Origin of the sequence: Acinetobacter sp. MD2, assembly GCF_035615575.1 — a bacterium.
In the GTDB taxonomy this organism is placed as follows: domain Bacteria; phylum Pseudomonadota; class Gammaproteobacteria; order Pseudomonadales; family Moraxellaceae; genus Acinetobacter.
The window spans coordinates 194216-215204 of record NZ_VTDK01000005.1; the positions used below are offsets into that span (position 1 = coordinate 194216).

General features: G+C 40.7%; 20 protein-coding genes. 2 read left to right on the forward strand and 18 right to left on the reverse strand.

The window, feature by feature from the left end:
- Positions 1 to 16: 16 nt before the first annotated feature.
- The 15 genes from FXN70_RS09030 to ppsA all read right to left on the reverse strand — a co-directional run bounded on the left by FXN70_RS09030 (position 17) and on the right by ppsA (position 16684).
- Positions 17 to 1252 carry a chloride channel protein gene (locus FXN70_RS09030; RefSeq protein WP_324647131.1) on the reverse strand — a complete coding sequence of 412 codons (1236 nt, stop codon included), beginning with the start codon at positions 1250 to 1252 and terminating at the stop codon, positions 17 to 19.
- 144 nt (positions 1253 to 1396) lie between these two features.
- On the reverse strand, positions 1397 to 2470 hold the full coding sequence (gene alr, locus FXN70_RS09035; protein ID WP_324647132.1) for an alanine racemase: 1074 nt from the start codon (positions 2468 to 2470) through the stop codon (positions 1397 to 1399).
- An 18-nt stretch (positions 2471 to 2488) separates the two neighbouring features.
- Positions 2489 to 3934, reverse strand: a complete 1446-nt coding sequence (gene dnaB / locus FXN70_RS09040) for a replicative DNA helicase (protein ID WP_324647133.1) — start codon at positions 3932 to 3934, stop codon at positions 2489 to 2491.
- Between the two features lie 182 nt (positions 3935 to 4116).
- Positions 4117 to 4563 (reverse strand): 50S ribosomal protein L9, encoded by a 447-nt coding sequence (gene rplI / locus FXN70_RS09045; protein WP_324625162.1) that lies wholly within the window; start codon positions 4561 to 4563, stop codon positions 4117 to 4119.
- 9 nt (positions 4564 to 4572) lie between these two features.
- Positions 4573 to 4800: a 30S ribosomal protein S18 gene (rpsR, locus tag FXN70_RS09050; RefSeq protein WP_004278792.1), complete on the reverse strand. Its 228-nt coding sequence runs from the start codon at positions 4798 to 4800 to the stop codon at positions 4573 to 4575.
- Between the two features lie 14 nt (positions 4801 to 4814).
- Entirely contained in the window at positions 4815 to 5204 is a 390-nt protein-coding gene (rpsF, locus tag FXN70_RS09055) for a 30S ribosomal protein S6 (RefSeq protein WP_324647134.1), read from the reverse strand.
- Between the two features lie 135 nt (positions 5205 to 5339).
- Positions 5340 to 6101 (reverse strand): DUF3142 domain-containing protein, encoded by a 762-nt coding sequence (locus FXN70_RS09060; RefSeq protein ID WP_324647135.1) that lies wholly within the window; start codon positions 6099 to 6101, stop codon positions 5340 to 5342.
- Between the two features lie 6 nt (positions 6102 to 6107).
- The gene (locus tag FXN70_RS09065) at positions 6108 to 8210 is read right to left on the reverse strand and encodes a hypothetical protein (RefSeq protein WP_324647136.1); all 2103 of its coding nucleotides are present in this window, start codon (positions 8208 to 8210) and stop codon (positions 6108 to 6110) included.
- A gap of 80 nt (positions 8211 to 8290) precedes the next feature.
- The gene (gene cyoE / locus FXN70_RS09070) at positions 8291 to 9169 is read right to left on the reverse strand and encodes a heme o synthase (RefSeq protein ID WP_324647137.1); all 879 of its coding nucleotides are present in this window, start codon (positions 9167 to 9169) and stop codon (positions 8291 to 8293) included.
- Between the two features lie 10 nt (positions 9170 to 9179).
- Complete coding sequence (cyoD, locus tag FXN70_RS09075; RefSeq protein WP_324647138.1) at positions 9180 to 9506, reverse strand: cytochrome o ubiquinol oxidase subunit IV; 327 nt, start codon at positions 9504 to 9506, stop codon at positions 9180 to 9182.
- Entirely contained in the window at positions 9503 to 10126 is a 624-nt protein-coding gene (gene cyoC / locus FXN70_RS09080; RefSeq protein ID WP_324647139.1) for a cytochrome o ubiquinol oxidase subunit III, read from the reverse strand. The genes cyoD and cyoC overlap by 4 nt, the downstream gene beginning before the upstream one ends.
- A gap of 4 nt (positions 10127 to 10130) precedes the next feature.
- Entirely contained in the window at positions 10131 to 12122 is a 1992-nt protein-coding gene (gene cyoB / locus FXN70_RS09085) for a cytochrome o ubiquinol oxidase subunit I (RefSeq protein ID WP_324647140.1), read from the reverse strand.
- A gap of 3 nt (positions 12123 to 12125) precedes the next feature.
- Positions 12126 to 13169, reverse strand: coding sequence for a ubiquinol oxidase subunit II (gene cyoA, locus FXN70_RS09090; protein ID WP_324647141.1), 1044 nt, complete (start codon positions 13167 to 13169; stop codon positions 12126 to 12128).
- Positions 13170 to 13465: 296 nt separating this feature from the next.
- On the reverse strand, positions 13466 to 14188 hold the full coding sequence (locus tag FXN70_RS09095; RefSeq protein WP_324647142.1) for an RDD family protein: 723 nt from the start codon (positions 14186 to 14188) through the stop codon (positions 13466 to 13468).
- A 72-nt stretch (positions 14189 to 14260) separates the two neighbouring features.
- Complete coding sequence (gene ppsA, locus FXN70_RS09100; protein ID WP_324647143.1) at positions 14261 to 16684, reverse strand: phosphoenolpyruvate synthase; 2424 nt, start codon at positions 16682 to 16684, stop codon at positions 14261 to 14263.
- 114 nt (positions 16685 to 16798) lie between these two features.
- Between ppsA and ppsR the strand changes: the two genes are divergently transcribed.
- On the forward strand, positions 16799 to 17635 hold the full coding sequence (gene ppsR, locus FXN70_RS09105) for a pyruvate, water dikinase regulatory protein (protein WP_324647144.1): 837 nt from the start codon (positions 16799 to 16801) through the stop codon (positions 17633 to 17635).
- A 62-nt stretch (positions 17636 to 17697) separates the two neighbouring features.
- Here the strand turns inward: ppsR and FXN70_RS09110 are convergent, their stop codons facing one another.
- Complete coding sequence (locus FXN70_RS09110) at positions 17698 to 18951, reverse strand: D-amino acid dehydrogenase (RefSeq protein WP_324647145.1); 1254 nt, start codon at positions 18949 to 18951, stop codon at positions 17698 to 17700.
- 139 nt (positions 18952 to 19090) lie between these two features.
- Here FXN70_RS09110 and FXN70_RS09115 point away from each other — a divergent pair, with 139 nt between their 5' ends.
- A complete protein-coding gene (locus tag FXN70_RS09115) occupies positions 19091 to 19555 on the forward strand; it encodes an Lrp/AsnC ligand binding domain-containing protein (protein WP_324647146.1) in 465 nt (154 codons plus the stop codon).
- Between the two features lie 13 nt (positions 19556 to 19568).
- On the opposite strand, the gene FXN70_RS09120 is transcribed toward FXN70_RS09115, so the two are convergent.
- Together FXN70_RS09120 and FXN70_RS09125 are read right to left on the reverse strand one after the other, a co-directional pair.
- Entirely contained in the window at positions 19569 to 20309 is a 741-nt protein-coding gene (locus FXN70_RS09120) for a YcbK family protein (protein WP_324647147.1), read from the reverse strand.
- A 78-nt stretch (positions 20310 to 20387) separates the two neighbouring features.
- Positions 20388 to 20837, reverse strand: a complete 450-nt coding sequence (locus FXN70_RS09125; RefSeq protein WP_324647148.1) for a glycine zipper domain-containing protein — start codon at positions 20835 to 20837, stop codon at positions 20388 to 20390.
- Positions 20838 to 20989: the final 152 nt, after the last annotated feature.

The following is a 20989-nucleotide window of genomic DNA, read 5'->3' on the forward strand; positions in this document are numbered from 1 at the left end:
TTACTCAACTGATTTCTTATTTAAATTGTGAATTTTGCAACCATTTAAATACAGGCAAGGCGGTTAAAAAACATAAGCAAATTGGATATAAAAAGCTTGGATTAAAGCGGGTTAATTCTAATAAAAAAATAGTTGCAGTAATGGGCATTGCAAATGCGAGGCCTAAAAAAATGGTTGCACCAATAATGGCAGCTGTAGCGACGGGAATATACGGTAAATTAAAGTTCCATAAACTTGCCGCTAAAAAGGCAATGAGTCCGCCAAGCATCATACTTGGGGTAATACGTCCACCATAAGCACCGGCAAGGGTAGCTAAAATTAATGCAAGCCATTTAAATACAAATAAACCAAGTGCGTAATTTGTGCTTAAACCTAAGCCAAAACTGAGTTGGTTGGCAGCTTTACCATTGCCTAAAATTTCAGGATACCATATCGAAATTAAGCCGATTAAAGCAAATGCAGCAATTGCAATCACAATAATAATCGGTTTGTTGCGTGGAATAGTAGGGAGTTTTTTCATACTTTTTTCAAATAAAAAAACACCTAAACCTAAAATGGGGCCGATTAATAACGCAAAATAAACAAGATGTGCATTATATTCTAAAATACCCAAAGGGTACTGAACTAGGTCGCCTAAGCCTAAGCGCGCAACAAAAACAGCAGTTACACAGCAAATAAAGGCTGCAAGCATAAATTCAGCACTCCACGACAATAGCAAGGTTTCTAACACAAAGACAATTGCTGCGAGCGGAACATTATAGACGGCTGCCAAACCTGCACCAGAAGCACAAGCAAGTAAAATCTTACGTTGCTTTGCATCTAGCTTAAAAATTTTAACCCATTGATTGGCAAAGGCAGCACTCATTTCACGTGGTGCGACTTCACGCCCCAAAGGTGAACCCATCGCCACAGTAATAATTTGCAATAAGGCATGTGAAATGGTGGTGAAAAAGGGTAGGTCTTTATTATCGTGATTGACCGCCGCTTTAATATCGACTAATGGTTTGCCATAACGATGGATTGCATACCAACCCAAACCAACCACACCACCACAGAGCACCAGCGCATAAAAGCGGCGCTCGGGTGACGCTTGTTCAACCACTAGGCGAAAAGGAATCTCTGCATGCAGGGGTGCGCCAAATGTAAGATGTTGCAAGCTATGCATAAGCAAGGTTAAGACAATGCCGATACAACCAGCAATAATACCAATCATCACCAGTGACAGCATAAATTTAGGACGCAAAGATTCCATTCAATTTCCAAAGTGGGAAAAATTGTCCCAAATAGTAATCTATTTTTCTTAAAAGTATATTGTAAAGCTTAAATTTGAGGGGGGTAGAGCATGTTTTCTGAGAGATAAAAAGGCATATTAAGGATAATATGCCTTTGAAATAGATTACTTTATTTGGCGTGATGGTCGATTACTTAAACGACATAAAAGTTCATAACCAATTGTTCCACTGGCTTTGGCAACGTCATCGACAAGGCGCTGTTCGCCCCAAAGCTCAACTGTATCATTCAATTTAACATTTTGATTTGTGACATCAATCGTCATCATATCCATGCTGACACGGCCAAATAAAGGCAAAGTTTTTTGATTCACAACAACAGAATTCGGTTGAATATATGCGCGTGGGTAGCCATCGCCATAGCCAATAGAAACAACCGCAATGTCCATTTCTTTTTCTGCTGTTACCATTGAGCCATAGCCAACTTTTTCACCTGTTTGAATATGGTTCAGTGCCATGATGGCTGCATTAAAGGTCATGACAGGTTTTAAGTCTAATTCATGAACAGATCGATCTGCAAATGGTGAAGCGCCGTAAAGCATGACCCCAGGGCGAACATAATCAAAATGTAATTCGGGCCATTTCAAAATAGCAGCAGAATTACAGCAAGACGCTAAAATCGGCATACACGCGTCACGAACCTGTAAAAATTGTTGCTTTTGTTGTTCGTTGAGTGGGTGTTCATCACAGTCGGCATTGGCAAAGTGCATGGCAAGGACACATTCAAAACCTGCTGCTTTTAAGTTTTGAATCACGCTAATGATTTCATCGATTTTAAAACCTAAGCGGTTCATGCCGCTATTGAGTTTAATCCAAACTTTTAATTTTTGAGCTTGGTAAGCTGTTTGGTGTTGCAGAAGCCAGTCAAGTTGCTGCTGCTGATGAATCATGCATTCAAGATTTTGCTCAACCGCAATTAGCATCTCAGCTTCACTAAATACACCTTCAATTAAGGTGATGGGCTGTTTAAAACCCAGTGCGCGGATTTCTAAAGCCTCTTGCAAACAGGCAACCCCAAAAGCATCTGTAGCAGCTAAAGCACTCAGACTATTTTCAATACCATGACCATAAGCATTGGCTTTGACCATGCTGACAATTTTTGATTTTGGCGCAAGCTGTTTCACTCGATTTAAATTATATTGTAAAGCTGCTTGATTAATAATCACTGTCGCTTGGCGCACCTTGAAACTCCTTAAATGTTATTCATTGTCATCAAACTGGTTGTAATATTCAGGTGAAAGATTACTAAAGCGAGTATATTGCCCTTCAAAAGCCAAACGTACAGTACCAATTGGCCCATTACGTTGCTTACCAATGATGATTTCGGCAGTACCTGCTTCTTTTGATTCTTTGTTATAGACTTCGTCACGGTAAATAAACATGATTAAGTCGGCATCCTGCTCAATTGCACCCGATTCACGTAAATCTGACATGACAGGACGCTTATTGGGGCGATTCTCGAGGCTACGGTTCAGCTGTGAAAGTGCAATAACAGGGCAGTTCATTTCTTTTGCTAAGGCTTTTAAGCTGCGCGAAATTTCACCAATTTCACCTACACGGTTATCACCCATACCTGGAACTTTCATTAATTGAAGATAATCGATCATGATGCAGCCAAGTTTGCCACCATGTTGTTTGGCAATTCGGCGTGCGCGTGCGCGAAGTTCGGTAGGTGGTAGGGCGGATGAATCATCAATATAAAGCTGTTTTTCTTGCAATTGCAGAATCGTGCCCGTTACCTTTGACCATTCATCGCTGTCGAGTTTACCCGAGCGTAAATGTCCTTGATGCACTTTGCCGTACGATGAAATTAAACGCATGGCAATCGAGTCGGCGGGCATTTCCATCGAAAACACCAAGGCTGGTAAATTACAGTTAAACAACACGCTCTCGACCAAATTCATGGCAAAAGTGGTTTTACCCATTGATGGACGTGCCGCGACAATAATCATGTCGCCTGCTTGCATGCCTGAGGTTTTGTTGTCTAGCTCTAAAAAGCCTGTTGAAAGCCCAGTAATGCTGCCTTCAAGTTGAGAAAGTTCACTTAATTTATTAAAAACATTCGCTACAACCTCGGTAATGGGTTGTGGGCCCTCATTCTTTTTGTTGTTGTTATGCTGTTCAGCAATTGCAAAAATATTGGTTTCGGCTAAGTCTAAAATCTCGCTGACGCTACGCCCTTTGGTGTCGTAGGCATTAAGTAAATTTTCATTACTTGCTTTAATCATGCTGCGCAGTGTTGCAAACTCACGAATTTTTGTTGCATAAGTTTCTAAATTATAGAAACTTGCAGGGGAGTCTGACATCAACTGCATCAGGTAGTCTTCACCACCAATTGCATCAAGTAAGTTTTGTTTAACGAGCCAATCGTTAACTAAAACTGCATCGTAAGGAGAGCTTTCTTGGGCAAGTTTATCAATTGCTCTAAAAATGTATTTGTGTCGTGTTGCGTAAAAGTCATTTTCACTTAAAAGGTCGCTGACTTGTTCAAAAGACTCTGCTACAGTCATGAGTGCAGCCAAAACTGCCTGTTCAATCGACAGGTTGTGTGGTGGTGTTCTAAATTCTTTCAACTGACCCGATTCGGTATTTTTGTTATCCACAGCAGCGGGTTTGGGTGTTGTTTTGGCATTCGCCTGAGACATAGATAACCTTAAAAGCAAGAAAGAAAAAGGAGCATAAGAATGCGCTGTTATCTTAAAACAAAACCAAGAAACTGCAAATCTTATTCACGATTCAAATGATGAGATAAAATTAAAAAACCATACATAAAAGTATAGACATAAAAAAAGAGCATGCACAGGCATGCTCTTTTCTTTGCAGCGAATTACTCAGATACGATAGTAACGAGTACTTCAGCAACAACATCATGGTGCAATTGGATTGCGATGTTGAATTCGCCAGTATGACGAAGTGCACCGTTCGGTAAACGAACTTCAGCACGGTCAACTGCAAGGCCAGCATTTGTTAATGCATCAGCGATGTCACGTGTACCGATTGAACCGAATAATTTACCTTCATCACCAGCTTTTGCAGTGATTACGATATTTACTTCGTTTAATTGGTCAGCACGTGCTTGAGCAGCAGCTAAAATATCAGCTTCAGCTTTCTCAAGTTCAGCACGACGAGCTTCAAAAGCAGTTGTGTTTGCTTCAGTAGCAGCTACAGCTTTACCTTGAGGGATCAAGAAGTTACGGCCGTAACCAGCTTTAACTGAAACTTTATCACCAAGTTTACCAAGGTTTTTAATGCGTTGTAATAAGATAATATCCACAGCTCAACCTCACTTATGATTGTCAGTGTAAGGGATCAAAGACAAGTAGCGAGCTTGTTTAATTGCTAACGCTAATTGACGTTGGTAACGAGCTTTAGTACCTGTAATACGGCTAGGAACAATCTTGCCGTTTTCAGTGATGTACTGTTTTAAAGTGTCGATATCTTTGTAGTCGATGTACGTAACGTTCTCAGCTGTAAAGCGGCAGAACTTGCGACGACGGTAAAAACGTGCCATTGATGTTCTCCTTATTACGCTTCAACAGAATCTTGGTTAGCATGAAGAGCTTCTTCACGTTGAGCTTTACGCGCACGCTTTTCTTCAGCACTTTTAGCAAGTAAAGATTCTTCAGTGATCGCGTTTTCACGACGGATAATGACATTACGAATAATTGCATCGTTATAACGGAACAATTCTTCTAATTCATTAAGCGTAGTTTGACCACATTCAACATTCATTAAAATGTAGTGCGCTTTGTGAATTTTGTTAATTGGGTAAGCCAATTGACGACGGCCCCAATCTTCAAGGCGGTGAATTTGACCTTCAGCTTCTTTAATTTGTGAGATATAGCGTTCAACCATACCCACAACTTGATCGCTTTGGTCTGGATGTACCAATAGTACGATTTCGTAGTGACGCATTGTCAGCTCCTTACGGTTTAGACAGCCCCTAAAAACAATATTTTAGAAGCAAGGAGTCTCGATAAGTTTATCGAGTCGCAAATTGCGAGCAGACATTATAGGTAAATTTATCGACAAACACAATTTAATATTCAATTATTTACCTAAAGCCTGCGAAGGCGGCGCTCTGAGTAAAAATACAATAAAACCTTTAAAATTTGGATCAGAAGAAAAATTTAAATTCGGATTCCATTCGCCATATTGCACCAAGCCAATTTTATATGGCAATTGCAGTGCTGAAATTTTGCTTAAGTAGGCTTGATACTGCGGAATTGTGCGTGAACCTTGATACGTCTGAATTACCAATTCATTAATATTTTCTCTAAATAGCCTAAGTGTATTTTTATCTTTTAAGTTGGTCCAATCCATCAAGCTAGTAGTACTTAGTTGATATTGTTTCGGCAGTTGTGTTCTTAAGCGCTGTAAAAATAGGGCATAGTCATGCAGGTTTTTAGTGCGGGCATCAAAGTCAATTTGTATGCCGATAATCTGATTACCCGCATGTTCCCATTGTTTAACACGCTGTAAAATCTTTGTTAATTCATCGCCTTGCCAATTTAAATGATGATTGCGAAACACCAACCACACTTTTTGTTCGGGAATGCTAAGAACAGGCACGCCTTGTTGAATAAATACGGAGCGTTGATTGCGTGAATTGGCTTGAATCTCGCCTTGTAAAACATAAAGGCTTGTTGCTCGGCTTAAATAAGGCGCAGAAGGGATTCTGCCCCATAGCCAAAATTCCTGATATTGGTTGGCATCGACAGAAAATTTATTTGGGGCAGCTTGGATTGATGGACAAAGTATGAATCCACCAATCAATATATAGAGTAGCGTTGAAAAAAGCGGCTTCAACATGCTTATTTACCAATAATATTTCAACGATTTTGCCCATGAGGTATTTGGATAATCACGTTTAATTTGGTCATACCATTGTTTACGTACGGGTTTTGCAACCTCGGCATCTCCACAATCGTTGATGCCACTCGGTGAATAGCACATAATGGCGCGGTATAGCGCATAGGCTTGTAACTCACTTTTTTGGTTAGATCTAATCAGGCTTTTATAGACATTGCCACGTGCAAATACGCTTCCTTCAAAATGATCATTCAGTGTTGTACTTTCAGAATCATCATATTGCCAGCCAAAGTAAGACGCTCGAGTATATTCGCCCATACAAACGTTAAGTAAGGGATCTTTAGGTGATTTTTCTAGTTGCTGCGTTAGTGTTGGTAAGTTTGGACATTTGAGTTGTGGACTAATGCTTGTACCATTCCAAATAAGACCGGAAAATGGTGCTTTATCTTTATATTTTTCCATGCCATTGAACGATTTATACTGTGCTGCATCTGCTGGTAATTCACGATAATATTGATTAAATAAACTGTAATTTTGATGCGTTAACGATTTACTTAATAACGTAAATAGCGCGGCTTGCTTTTGGTCATTGTTGGCTTGGTTGCTTTTAATAATTTGTTGTAATGCGTTTGGATTAGAGTGATCAACAATAAAGTTTTTTTGCAAGTTTAACTGACGAATCGTTGAATTTTTACCAATAAAAGCCGCCACTTCTTGTTTTTTGATTAGATATGGCATCAGCGCTAATTCAAATAGCCCACGCGCGTCACTACGTTTGGCTTGCGCTAATTGTTCTCGCCAGTAGCTTTCAGCCTGTGTCGGATTAACCTGATCAAGAATTTTTCCCTTTAAAAAACGTTGACTCAGTTGTAGGTAAGGCTGTTTGGCACTATTTGACGTGGTTAAAACACTTAAAGCTTCACGCGGTTTATTTTGCAAATAGAGCAAATGTGTGGCTTGTAAATATTGGAACAATTCTGGTTGCTGCTGAAAATGATTTTTTTGGGCATTCAGTTGTGTCCAGCTGATAGGCTTATAACCTTCGGTTTGGCTATCCCGCATCATCATTAAATCATAGGTGGCTAAAAAGAACGGATCACTTAAACTACTTGGTTTGAATTTACTGCTACCAAATATCTGACGGTCAATTTCCGCAGGCAAAGCTTGCATGTCTAGGTTGTAATAAGGCGATTTAGGATTTTGTATTTGCCAAACCAATTCGTTGATCAGCGCAGGTTGTTGCCCCCCAAGCCAAAAGGCGCGGCGTAAATAACCGCGTCCACTAGCAGCATATTGTCCATTTGGATATAACTTTAAGTAGCTACGGATGGTGCTAAGTAGTTGTTGAGTTTGTGTAGAATCAATTTTATTTAAATCTAAGTCGCCATATTGCCCAACGCCTGAACTAAAAACTAAATTCAGGCGGGTTCGAATCAGCATATATTGGGCAGTTTCTTTAAGCCAAGCATCATCAACCGTGCTCAGCACCGCATAAATTTTATCTGCAATTGCATAATTTGCATTATAAAATGCAATGCTGGCATTTAAATAAGAGGCATATTGGCGTGCAGTAACTGACCACTGTGGATTCACCGCAAGCAAAGCAATTTTTTCACCGCAACCTGTAATCTTGTTGCGCGCGCTAATGAGTTGTTGTTTTTCATTTGAGCTAATATTTTTATTATTTTGCACCTGTTGAATAAAACCACTTTTGCCGCTTGCAAGCGTTCTGCAACGTTCATCTAAATAATCATCCGATTTATTTGAAGGCTGACGTGCATTATTGATTTTGTTTTTACTCATTTGAATGAGTGTGTCTGCTTCAAAAGGAACTTGCGCATAGGTTGACGTCCAAAGATCGGAATCGCCTTTGATGGGTTGCAGCTCTGCAAGCCCTAAATCACTTAACAATAAGCTCATATTGACTTGATTGTCATTTAAGGGAATGAGAACAGGTAAGTTACTGCAAGCATCATATGACTTGCCATCTATACTAAAATTTGGACTACATGAAAAGTCTACACCTGCATGCGCGGCGCTACTAAGCAGTAATAGTGGACTGACTGAACTGAGTAAAAGTGTTGTTAAAATGGTTTTTTTTAGTTTCATAGCGAGTAAAAATCATTATTGTTGAATTTATGATAGCAAGAATTACCAAAAAAAAAGATAGAGTTGAACTCTATCTTTTTTTAGAAAATTGGTAAATAAGGTGCAGGGGAGTGATAGCTAAAGCTAAAGCTCAGACTTAATGCTGTAATTAGAATTACAGAATATAAAAAGTAGCCTTTTGCCCAGACTTGATCATTTTCTGCTTTAAAGCCAATAATCGATAAATATACCCAATACGCACACAGCGCATTAAAAGTAATTAAGAAAAATATGTTGGTATAACCAAAGCAATATAAACCGTTTAACACCGCAGTAAATAACAGTACATAAATTAAAGATTCAATTTTGGTACGTAAGATAGAGCGAGCAACAGGCAAAATTGGAATATTTGCTTGTTTGTAATCGTTAAAGCGGTAAATTGCAATTCCCCACGAATGAGGCATTTGCCAAAGACCATAAGCCAAAAAGATTAGTAATGCAGCCACATCAAACTGATGTGAAACCGCAGTATAACCAATTACAGGTGGACAAGCCCCTGAAATACTTCCAATTACCGTTTGGTGAATTGAAGTGCGTTTTGACCATAAGCTATATAGGCAAACGTATACAATAAACCCAAGCACTGCAAATGCAGTTGCGTACAGATTCACGAAGAAGAATAGGATACCTAATCCAACTGAGCCTAAAACAGTTGCGTAAATTAAAGCAACGTTTGGCGCAATGGTTTTCTTTACTAAAGCGCGGTTTTGGGTGCGTTCCATTCGATGATCAATATCTTGATCAATGAAATTATTAATCACACAGCCAGATGCCACAACCAAAGTTGTACCAATAAGGGTAAAGAAAAGTAAGAGGATGTCTACAGAGCCTTGAGCGGCTAAGAAAAAGCCGCCCAAAGTGGTAACGAAGTTACCAAAGAGTATCCCTGGTTTTGTCAGGAGGAAATACTTTTTTAACATGACGACCAGTTTAGATCATCATGTTGTAATGTAGATAGTTCATAACCCAAACTGAACCAATCAAAAGAATGGCAACAGTTAAAATCGTATAGATAAATGCAATCACATTCCAACGTTGTTCTTCAGATGAGTTCATGTGCAAGAAGAAAACTAATTGTACAAGAACCTGAACAACTGCTGTAATCGCAACAACCGTTAGTAATAATCCGCGACCAAAGCCACCCGCCATCACCATGCCAAAAGGAATGATGGTGAGGATGATGGATAGGATAAAACCAACAGTATATTGCTTTACATTACCATGTGATGCATCGGATGAATGATGATCATGACTCATGAGATAACTCCCATTAAGTAAACAACGCTAAATACACAAATCCACACGATGTCGAGGAAATGCCAGAACAAGCTTAAGCAAGCCAAGCGACGTGTATTTGGTAAGGTTAAGCCGTTTTTCTTGATTTGGAACATCAAGACCAACATCCACACTAAACCAGAAGTTACGTGGATACCATGCGTACCAACTAAGGTAAAGAATGCAGTCAAGAATGCACTGTGGCTTGGGCCATGGCCTGCAGCAACAAGGTGATGGAATTCATTGATTTCCATCCCAATAAACATTGCGCCAAATACCCAAGTTACCATTAACCAAGTCAAAACACCATTGACGTTATTTTTATAACGTGCAAGAACTGCAAATCCGAAAGTCACAGATGAAATCAAAAGTGCAAATGTTTCAATTAAAACATAGTTTAATGATTCACTAAACAATTCGAATGGACCTGGTGTGCCTGCTGGTACATGTGTGTGTAATACAGCATAAGCAATGAAGAGTGTACCGAATAGTACAAGGTCACTCATCAAGTAAGTCCAGAAACCAAAGACCGTAATGTCAGTATCATCATGGTGATGATGATCATCGTGTCCGTGGTTGTCGTGATGAAGTACTTCAGCCATGGTCTTAGTCCTTCTTCAAATGTTTTTCAAGGATGGCAAAGCGTTCATTTTCAATACGTTCAACCTCAGCAGCAGGAACGTAATAATCAACTACTTTTGTATTCGAGCTACGAATGAAAGTAATGATTGTTGAAATGAAAGCAAGTACAACCAACCACCACACATGCCAAATTAAACCGAAGCCCATTACGGTAATGAACATTGCCAAAGCGAAGCCCGCAACGCGGTTTGTTGGCATATGAATATCTTCATAATGTGTTGGTTTAACATAAGCAACACCATTTTCTTTGTCTAACCAGAAGCGATCAATTTGGTCGCCTTGTGGTAAATAAGCAAAGTTATAGAACGGTGCAGGAGATGAAGTTCCCCACTCGAAAGTACGGCCATCCCAATGGTCGCCTGTGTAGTCGATATTTTGGTTGCGTTGTAAGAAACCAACCACGATCTGCATAACGAAGCAGAAAATACCAATTGCAACAAGTACAGCACCAAACATTGCAATTGCAATATATGGGTCCCATTGTGGGTTGTCATATGTATTCAAACGACGTGTCATACCCATGAAACCAAGGATATAAAGTGGCATGAATGCAAAATAGAAACCAATGAACCAGAACCAGAATGCAGCTTTACCCCATGCTTCGTTCAAGCTCCAACCAAACATTTTTGGCCACCAGTAAATAATACCAGCGAATAAACCAAATACGACACCACCAATAATTACGTTATGGAAGTGGGCAATTAGGAACAATGAGTTGTGAACAAGGAAGTCGGCAGGTGGAACCGCCATAAGTACGCCCGTCAAACCACCGATACCAAAAGTAACGAGGAAGCCGAAAGTCCAAAGCATTGGTGTTGTATAGGTGATGCGACCTTTGTACATGGTGAAAAGCCAAGAGAACATTTTCACGCCTGTAGGAATGGCAATAACCATAGTCATAACACCAAAGAACGCATTTACGTTCGCACCCGCACCCATGGTGAAGAAGTGGTGAAGCCATACGATTAAAGATAAGACCGCAATAGCAGCAGTTGCGTAAACCATTGTGCCGTAACCGAACAATGCTTTGCGCGAGAAGGTTGGTACGATTTCTGAGTAAATACCAAAAGCTGGCAATACAAGAATATATACTTCTGGATGACCCCAAGTCCAAATCAAGTTTACGTAAAGCATTGGGCTACCGCCAAGCTCATTGGTAAAGAAGTGGAAGTCGAAGTAACGGTCAAGCGTTAACATTGCAAGTGTTGCAGTTAACACAGGGAAAGTTGCCACAATCAGAACGCACGTAAATAACGCAGTCCAAGTGAAAATAGGCATATCCATGAGTTTCATGCCAGGCGCACGCATCTTAATCATCGTAACTAAGAAGTTAACACCTGTTAACAATGTACCCAAACCTGAAATTTGTAGTGCCCAAATCCAGTAGTCAACACCAACACCTGGTGAATATTGAATACCTGAAAGTGGTGGATACGCTAACCAACCTGTTGCTGCAAATTCACCCAATACAAGTGAAAGCATAATTAACCCAGCAGCACCAGCAAATGCCCAGAAACTGAATGAGTTAAGTAAAGGGAAGGCAACGTCACGTGCACCAATTTGAAGTGGTACAACAACGTTCATTAAGCCAACAACAAGTCCCATTGCTACGAAGAAGATCATAATTACACCGTGTGCGGTGAAGATCTGGTCGTAATGGTCAGGGTGTAAGTAACCTTCACCGCCGCCACGAGCAAGGAATAATTGTAAACGCATCATAAATGCATCGGCGAAACCACGAAGTAGCATCACAACCGACACAAGTACATACATAATACCAATTTTTTTATGGTCTACAGATGTAAACCATTCTTTCCACAAGTATTCCCATTTTTTAAAATAAGTAATACCTGCAAGAACTGCAAACGCACCAATTGCCATAACGGCAACTGTAACGAGTACGATTGGTTCTTTAGGGATGGCACCCCATCCCAGTTTACCTAATAGCATATCCATGTTTTATTCCCCTGCAGCTGCTTCATGTTGCATGTTGGCATGAGAAGCGTTTTGTTCTGCACCATGGTAATTGCTCATATACTTGTCGATGACTTTCTTGAACAATCCAGTTTCAACTGAAGCATAGTAAGTGACTGGGTGTGGCTTAGTTGGGTAAGGACCCATACGTTCAGCTTCTTCAGCAATCGCTTTTTCTTCAGGAGATTTTGCATCTGCTAACATTCCTTCGATTTGGTGTTTAGAACGTTCACCATCACGAAGTGATTGAAGGTCTGCAAAATCGAGGTTCTGTTTTTGCACTGCAGTTGGATTTACTTCAGTACCTTTACCCGCTTTTACATCAGCAACCCATTTGTCAAAATCGGCTTGTGTAGAGCTATGCGCTTTAAAGTGCATTTGCGAGAAACCATAACCACTGTAGTTGGCAGAGAAACCACGGAATTCACCAGGGGCATTCGCTAACATATGTAGGTGGGTTTGCATACCTGCCATTGCATAAATTTGACCTGCTAACTCTGGAATGAAGAATGAGTTCATTGTAAAGTCAGAGGTAATATGGAAGTGCACAGGCGTTTGCTCTGGGAAGCGTACTTCATTGATCGTTGCAATTTGTTGCTCTGGGTAAACAAAAACCCATTTGTACGGCTCAGCAATAACTTGGATATCAAGCGGTTTAGTCGTTGATTCTGCGTCAAGTGGGCGATACGGATCGTATTGGTGAGAACCCCACCAAGCGATATAAGCAAGAATCGCAATAATAATGATAGGAACACCCCAAACTACAATTTCAATTGCAGTTGAATGTGCCCATGTCGGTTTATAGTCTGCATCTTTATTCGACGCGCGATATTTCCAACCAAACCAAAGTGCCATGATGATTGAAGGAATCACCACCAATAGCATTAAATAAATCGCTGTCATCATGAGTCCACTTAGACCATGAGCGACAGGACCTTTTGAGTTTAGAAGTACTAAATCACCCCCACACCCAGTTAAGAGTGCAGAAATCGTAGATAAAGACAACACAGTTAAAATTGTTTGTCTCATTGTACAACCTCGGTGAAGAGTCCCATTTACATTTAGAAATATGGGATAGCGATTATAGTGACGGATGCGATTATAAGCTCGATTTATCAAAAAAAGAGATTATCGTTGCATACTGACACCGCTACTTTGTCGGGCATTATGCCCTATATTGCTCCGCTACGCCATATTTAGGCATAGCAAAAATAGGGGATTTAAATCCAATCTATTAAGTTGGATTTAAGATTCCCAAAATAAAAACTGTGATAAATCATTTGGCTAAATTTAGAAGCCGAATGTTTCATAGGGTATGGCTTGAATCACTTTTGACGATAAATCACCTTGGTTTTAGCGAGTAAATCGTGCAAAGTTTGTCTTTTTTTACCAAAAGCAAAGGCGTAGTCTAAAATTGTAATAAAAGGCATGAATAAAAGGTTGAGAATGATAAACACCACGCTACGTAATAAAAAGATGCGTGTTAAACCGACTTTGCCCAAACTCTGAGCATCAATAATTTGTAGCCCTAAAGCGCGTTTGCCTAAACTTTGCCCTGTCTTTGCCAATAAGAAGGCTTGCAGTGCTAACATGATGATCACATAGACTGCCATAATTTGCCATGCTTGAGGTGGAATAAGCAGCAGAACTTGTTGCTGGACTTCTGCGCTAATGGTTTGCCCCTGTAGTTCTAGAAACTTTTCTTTAGTGGTTTGATCCATTATGAATGAAGGCACTGCAAAGAATGGAATCCATAAACTAAAGTCGATAAGTTTGGCTGCCGCACGTCTTGCCCAAGAGGCTAATTGTGGTTGCTTGACTTCAATATGAAAATTGGGCTGTGCTAGATTCTGAGTAGAGGCAGTGTAACCTTGCGGCTGGTAAATATTTTTACCTTGGGTTAGTTCGCCTAAGGCTTTCCATTCAGACATACCTTGATGCCAAGCAAGATCGGTAAGCAAAATTTGTTGGCTCGCGAGCATTTGGTTAATTTGTTCTAATGTGTACGGGCCCGCTTGCTGATTGTTGCGTGCTAAATAAATTTGCATATTAATAATTACTCTTTATTCAATAAAAAAGACCCAATGCATGGGTCTTTTTTAACATGTTTTAAGTTTGACTTAAAGCTGTTTGGTTTTTTCTTCTGAAAGGAAGAACCACGTATCAAGTACAGAATCTGGGTTTAATGATACAGATTCAATGCCTTGTTGCATCAACCATTGTGCAAGATCAGGATGGTCTGACGGGCCTTGACCACAAATACCGATATATTTTCCTGCTTTACGACATGCATGAATTGCCATAGAAAGTAGTACTTTTACAGCGGGATCACGTTCATCAAATAAATGTGAAACAATGCCTGAGTCGCGGTCTAAACCAAGGGTTAATTGGGTTAAATCGTTAGAACCAATTGAAAAACCATCAAAATGTTCAAGAAATTGTTCAGCCAATAGTGCATTGGTTGGTAATTCACACATCATAATAACTTTAAGGCCGTTTTCACCGCGTTTTAAGCCATTTAATGCCAACAACTCAATCACACGTTTGGCTTCAGCAACGGTACGCACAAATGGAATCATGATTTGAATGTTGGTTAAGCCCATTTCATCGCGTGCTTTTTTCAAGGCACGGCATTCAAGTTCGAAACAGTCGCGGAAGTTTTCTGAAACATAACGGCTTGCACCACGGAAACCAAGCATTGGGTTTTCTTCTTCAGGCTCGTAAAGTTTGCCACCAATTAAGTTGGCGTACTCATTCGACTTGAAGTCAGACATACGTACAATCACAGGTTTATCTGCAAACGCTGCGGCAAGGGTTGTGATTCCTTCGACTAATTTTTCAACGTAGAATTCTACAGGTGAAGCATAGCCTGCGGTACGTGCCATTACTGCGGCACGTGTTTCGCGTGGCAGACTATCGATATTGAGTAGGGCTTTTGGATGCACACCAATCATACGGTTAATGATGAACTCTAAACGTGCTAAGCCAATTCCGCCATTTGGAATTTGAGCAAAGTCAAAAGCACGATCAGGGTTACCCACATTCATCATAATTTTGAATGGAAGTTTTGGCATAGATTCAATTGAATTGCGTTGAATTTCAAAGTCCAAAGCACCTTCGTAAATAAAGCCTGTATCACCTTCAGCACAAGAAACAGTAACTTCTTGACCGTCAGTTAAAACTTCAGTTGCATTACCGCTACCGACAATCGCAGGAACACCAAGTTCACGTGCAATAATAGCGGCGTGACAAGTACGACCACCACGGTTGGTGATAATCGCTGCTGCACGTTTCATAACTGGTTCCCAGTCTGGGTCGGTCATGTCTGAAACCAGTACGTCACCTTCTTGTACTTTGTCCATTTCTTTAATAGACGACACAATGCGGACTTTACCTGCACCAATACGCTGACCAATTGAGCGACCTTCAGCAATCACAGTCCCTTTTTGCTTAAGCAAATAGCGTTCCATTGTACCGACATTTTGACGGCTTTTTACCGTTTCAGGTCGTGCTTGTACAATGTACAGTTGACCATCATCACCATCTTTCGCCCATTCGATGTCCATTGGCGCACCGTAATGTTGTTCGATGATGAGTGCTTGCTTAGTAAGTTCATGTAATTCGTGGTCATTTAAGGCAAATTGTTGACGATCTTGTTTTTCAACATCTACAACAACAACCGATTTACCTGCTGAACCATCTTCACCATAAATCATTTTTTGGTGCTTAGAGCCCAAGTTACGGCGAATAACTGCATGTTTGCCGTTGTTGATTAGTGGTTTTGAAAGGTAGAATTCATCAGGATTCACTGCACCTTGCACGACCATTTCACCCAAGCCATAAGATGCTGTGATAAAGACCACATCACGGAAGCCTGATTCAGTGTCTAGAGTAAACATAACGCCTGCTGCGCCTGTTTCAGAGCGTACCATGCGTTGTACGCCTGCTGAAAGTGCCACAACATCGTGTGCAAAACCTTGGTGAACACGGTATGCAATTGCACGGTCGTTATAAAGTGATGCAAAAACTTCTTTAATTGCGATGAGGATGTTATCAATCCCACGAATATTTAAGAAAGTTTCTTGTTGACCTGCAAAAGAGGCATCAGGTAAATCTTCGGCAGTTGCAGATGAGCGTACTGCAACTGCAATTTCAGGATTACCACTTGAAAGTACAGTGAATGCTTCACGAACTTCTTTTTCGAGTGCTTGAGTTAACGGTGTTTCTACAATCCATTGGCGGATTTTTGCACCTGTTACTGCGAGGGCATTCACATCCTCAACATCGAGCTGATCTAGTTCAGCTTGAATTTTAGCATTCAAACCACTTTGCTCAAGGAATTCACGATACGCCGCCGCAGTTGTGGCAAAACCACCCGGAACGGATACTCCTGCGTTAGAAAGATGGCTGATCATCTCGCCTAATGATGAGTTTTTACCACCCACCAATTCGACATCGTGCTTTCCTAATTTTTCTAGACCAATTACGCGCGCTTCCAAAGTAGTCTCTCCACTTTTGCAGTCTATGACCCATTGCCTGATCATGTTAAAAACATCGGTACTTAGTCGTTTTTTGCTGTCAACTAAGCGATAGTTCTGTAAGATGCGATTACTATAAAGAATATACGTTACTAAGACAAATATTTGAGGAGATTTTTCATGCCTGAAGCGAAACAAATTAAAAGAAGTGTATTTTTCATTTCTGATGGAACAGCCATTACTGCCGAAACCCTTGGGCATTCACTTTTAGCACAATTTCCTAACGTAAGCTTTGATGTACATATCATTCCGTATATTGCAACCGAAGAAGCGGCGATGAAAGTTGTTGCGGAAATTAATGCGTGTCAGCATGAAGATGGCAAATTGCCACTCGTATTTGATACTTTAGTCGACCAGAATGTACGAGACATTATTAATACCGCAAAAGCCATCAATTTGGATGTATTTGAAGGGCTAATTAGTAAGTTAGAACAAGAGTTGGGTACGCGTCCGACTACCTTGATTGGTCAGACTCATGCAGTAACCGATACCGAATATTATAAAGCGCGTATTGATGCAGTTCATTTTGCTTTAGACAATGATGATGGTGCGCGCACGCGTCATTATGACAAAGCCGATATTATTTTAATTGGGGTATCGCGTTCTGGTAAAACTCCAACGTCTATTTATTTGTCTTTGCAATTTGGGATTCGTGTGGCGAACTATCCACTGACTGAAGAAGACTTAGATGACAACCGTTTGCCTAAAGTGCTAAAAGAGCATAAACATAAATTATTTGGTTTGATGATTGATGCTGAGCGTTTGGTGGCGATTCGTAGCGAGCGCAAAGCCAATAGCCGTTATGCCAGTTATAGTCAATGTCAAATGGAGCTACGTGCGGTTGAAGGGATTTATATTTCAGAAGGCATTCCGTATTTAAATGTTTCTGAAATGTCGATTGAAGAAATTTCAACTCGCGTGTTGCAAATGACGGGGTTAAAACGCCGAATTGGTTAAATTGTAAATGTGATCATCAAAAAGAGCTGACCAAGATCAGCTCTTTTGCTTTTGAAGATATGTTATTTGGAGTAACGACTAAGTGCTAAACCTTCGATACTAATATCGGTTGGTTTTTGGAAGATAATATCGCTGAGTAATTTTCCTGAACCACAAGACATTGTCCACCCCAAAGTGCCATGACCGGTATTTAAAAATAGGTTTTTGTATTGGGTTGCGCCAATAATGGGGGTACTGTCTGGGGTCATTGGGCGTAAACCTGTCCAAAAACTGGCTTGTTTGACATCACCACCTGGAAATAAATCATTCACCACCATTTCTAAGGTTGCGCGGCGTTTTGGATTTAAGCGTAAATCAAAACCACCAAGTTCTGCCATACCACCTACACGAATACGATTGTCAAAACGGGTCACGGCAATTTTGTAAGTTTCATCCAGTACAGTCGATTGTGGCGCAAGGCTTTCATCGATAATAGGTGCAGTGATCGAATAACCTTTAACCGGATATACAGGAACATTTAAACCTAGTGGTGCAATAAAATCACGGCTATAACTACCAAATGCCAATACATATTGATCGGCTTTTAAAGTGTCATGACCGACTTTTACCCCTGTAATTTGGTCACCATCCCAAGTCAGTCCGGTTACTTCCTGATTAAATTTAAACTCAACACCCAGTTCTTTGGCCATTTTTGCAAGTTTATTGGTAAATAAGTAGCAGTCACCTGTTTCATCGTTGGGTAATTGTAAGCCACCACTTAAACGGTCTTGGGCTTGAGCGAGCGCAGGTTCAACCAAGGCAAGTTGGTCTGGTGTAAGTAATTGATGAGGTACGCCACATTCTTCTAACACTTTAATGTCACGCTGTACTGCTTCAAGTTGTGCTTCGCTACGGAAAACTTGCAGTGTTCCACCTGAGCGATTTTCGTATGTAATGCCAGTTTCTTTACGTAGTTCGCGTAGGCAATCGCGGCTATATTCAGCTACACGTGTCATACGCTCTTTATTAATTGCATAACTTTGTGCATTGCAATTGGCTAGCATTTGTGACATCCAGTTTAGCTGCCACATCGAGCCATCTAAACGAATGGCTAAAGGTGCATGTTGCTGAAACATCCATTTGATTGCTTTAAGGGGAATGCCCGGTGCTGCCCAAGGAGTTGAGTAACCTGGAGAAATTTGACCTGCATTGCCAAAACTGGTTTCTTCGGCGGGATTGGGCTGACGGTCAAGCACGGTTACTTTTGCACCTTGTTTTGCTAAATAATATGCGCTTGTAACCCCAATAACGCCGCTACCTAAAATGATGACGTGCATCCCAATCCCTCTGGTTAATTTTTTAGTTGATTTGCCTAGTATAGAGTTAGATAATCAGTTTTTTTCACTGTTTTAGTTGGCTAAAGCAGGTAAAAAATAGTTTTTTGTCGTGCAAAAATGGATTTAAAAGGAAAAAATAATGCGTCCATTAGATCGTACTGATCGGTTGATTTTGGAAATCTTGCAACAAGAGGGGCGCTTAGCAATCAGTGAACTTGCTGCACGGGTGAATTTATCAACAACACCGTGTTCTGAACGTGTAAAGCGACTTGAGCGTGATGGCGTGATTATGGGCTATTATGCGCGTGTGAATCCGAATTATGTAGATAAAAATTTACTGGTTTTTTTAGAAATTAAGCTGTCTGCAAAGTCGGGCGATGTTTTTGACCGTGTTGCCGAAGATTTAGCACAAATTCCAGAAGTTTTAGAGTGCCATCTTATTTCGGGCGAGTTTGATTATTTAGTCAAAGCTCGCTTAAAAGAAATGAGCGCGTATCGGCGCTTACTTGGTGACTTACTCAAAAAATTACCTGCCTCTGCTTCATCACATAGTTATGTTGTTATGGAAGAAGTAAAAGAAGGTCTCTATTTGAATTTGCTTTAATCATGATGCAAAGTTATTCAATAATTTCTGCACAAGGTGAACTGTGCCAAGTGTGGTCTGCTCCCCAAGTTCGAAAACCTTGTGTGTCAATATGAATTTGCCCTGTGGGATAAACGCCAAGCCCCATATTGTAGCTTTTACCTTGCTGTTGCCAAAATTTACATAATTGCTGTTTGTTTTGGTGAATAAATTCCCAGTCTTGTGCCGAGGGTTGTGGCGGACCAATTCTAAAATCAATGGCGTTGTTATTTAAATGGCTAGATGACTTTGCACCGCCAACACAGCGGTTTAAATCCGCAGGACGATAGCTTGAGGTGAGTTCAATGTCTGAGATGAATTGTTGTTGTAACAGTTGATTTAAGACTTCTAAAGTGGGTTGCATGTGTTGCCAAAGCTCAGGTGTCGGAACACTAAACTCATCACTGGCACAGCGTTGCCAATCTCGTGCTGATCGAAAAAACTCTTCGTCAGGAATGGGTAAGCGAATGTTGTGTTGCGATAAAAAAGATTTATAGTCACTGACTTGTTGTGAGTGGTTGGCTTGTAATAACCATGTCTGATAATGAACTGATGGTGTCGTGCCCAGTGGAATATGTGACGGATGGCGTGCAAGTACTAGTGGGCTAGTTTGTGTTGGTACAGTTTTAGTTTGAATAATAGGTTGAGATGGTAGTTTTGAGGGGGAGAGGGTGGATTGGCAGCCATAGAAAGCACTGCAACAGAGCAATAAACTAAAAGAGCGATATAACTTCATTATTATCAAATCGAGGGACTAGTATTGTTATAGTGTAACAATACTGCGACCCGAGTTATATAGCGAAAGCGTAAGTGATTAACGATAATTATGGTGATGATGGCGATGGTGGTACGCGCGAGAATCATAATAACGTTCACGCTCTCGTTCTGCACGTTTGTTGTTGGCTAGATGATTACCTAATGCTGAACCACCTGCTGCACCAAGTGCAGATCCAACTAAGCCACCATTACGGCCACCCATGTTGTTGCCCACGCTATAACCTGTTGCGCCGCCCACCGCACCGCCAATAGTTGACGACGTACGATTATGGCGATTACTGGCAATTGCTGCACCTGCACCGCCACCCACAGCCGAACCAATTAATGCGCCGCTGCCACCGCCTATATGGCGACCAACGGTTGTGCCAACAACGCTACCTAGGGCACTGGTCAGTGCAACATCGGTTGAGCTTCCCGCATAGGTCATTTGAGTCAGGCTGGTGGTTGCTAAAACTGCTGTGACCAAAGTCATTACTAATTTTTTCATGTGTATTCCATGACATTTAGGGAGATATTTTCTAGCTAGTAAAAGTAACAAAATAATTCTAAAAACCAATGGAGAACTTAATGATGATTGAGTACTTTTAGTTAACCTTTGTATGTTTTGTATTAAAATAAATTATAAAACGCGCATACTGT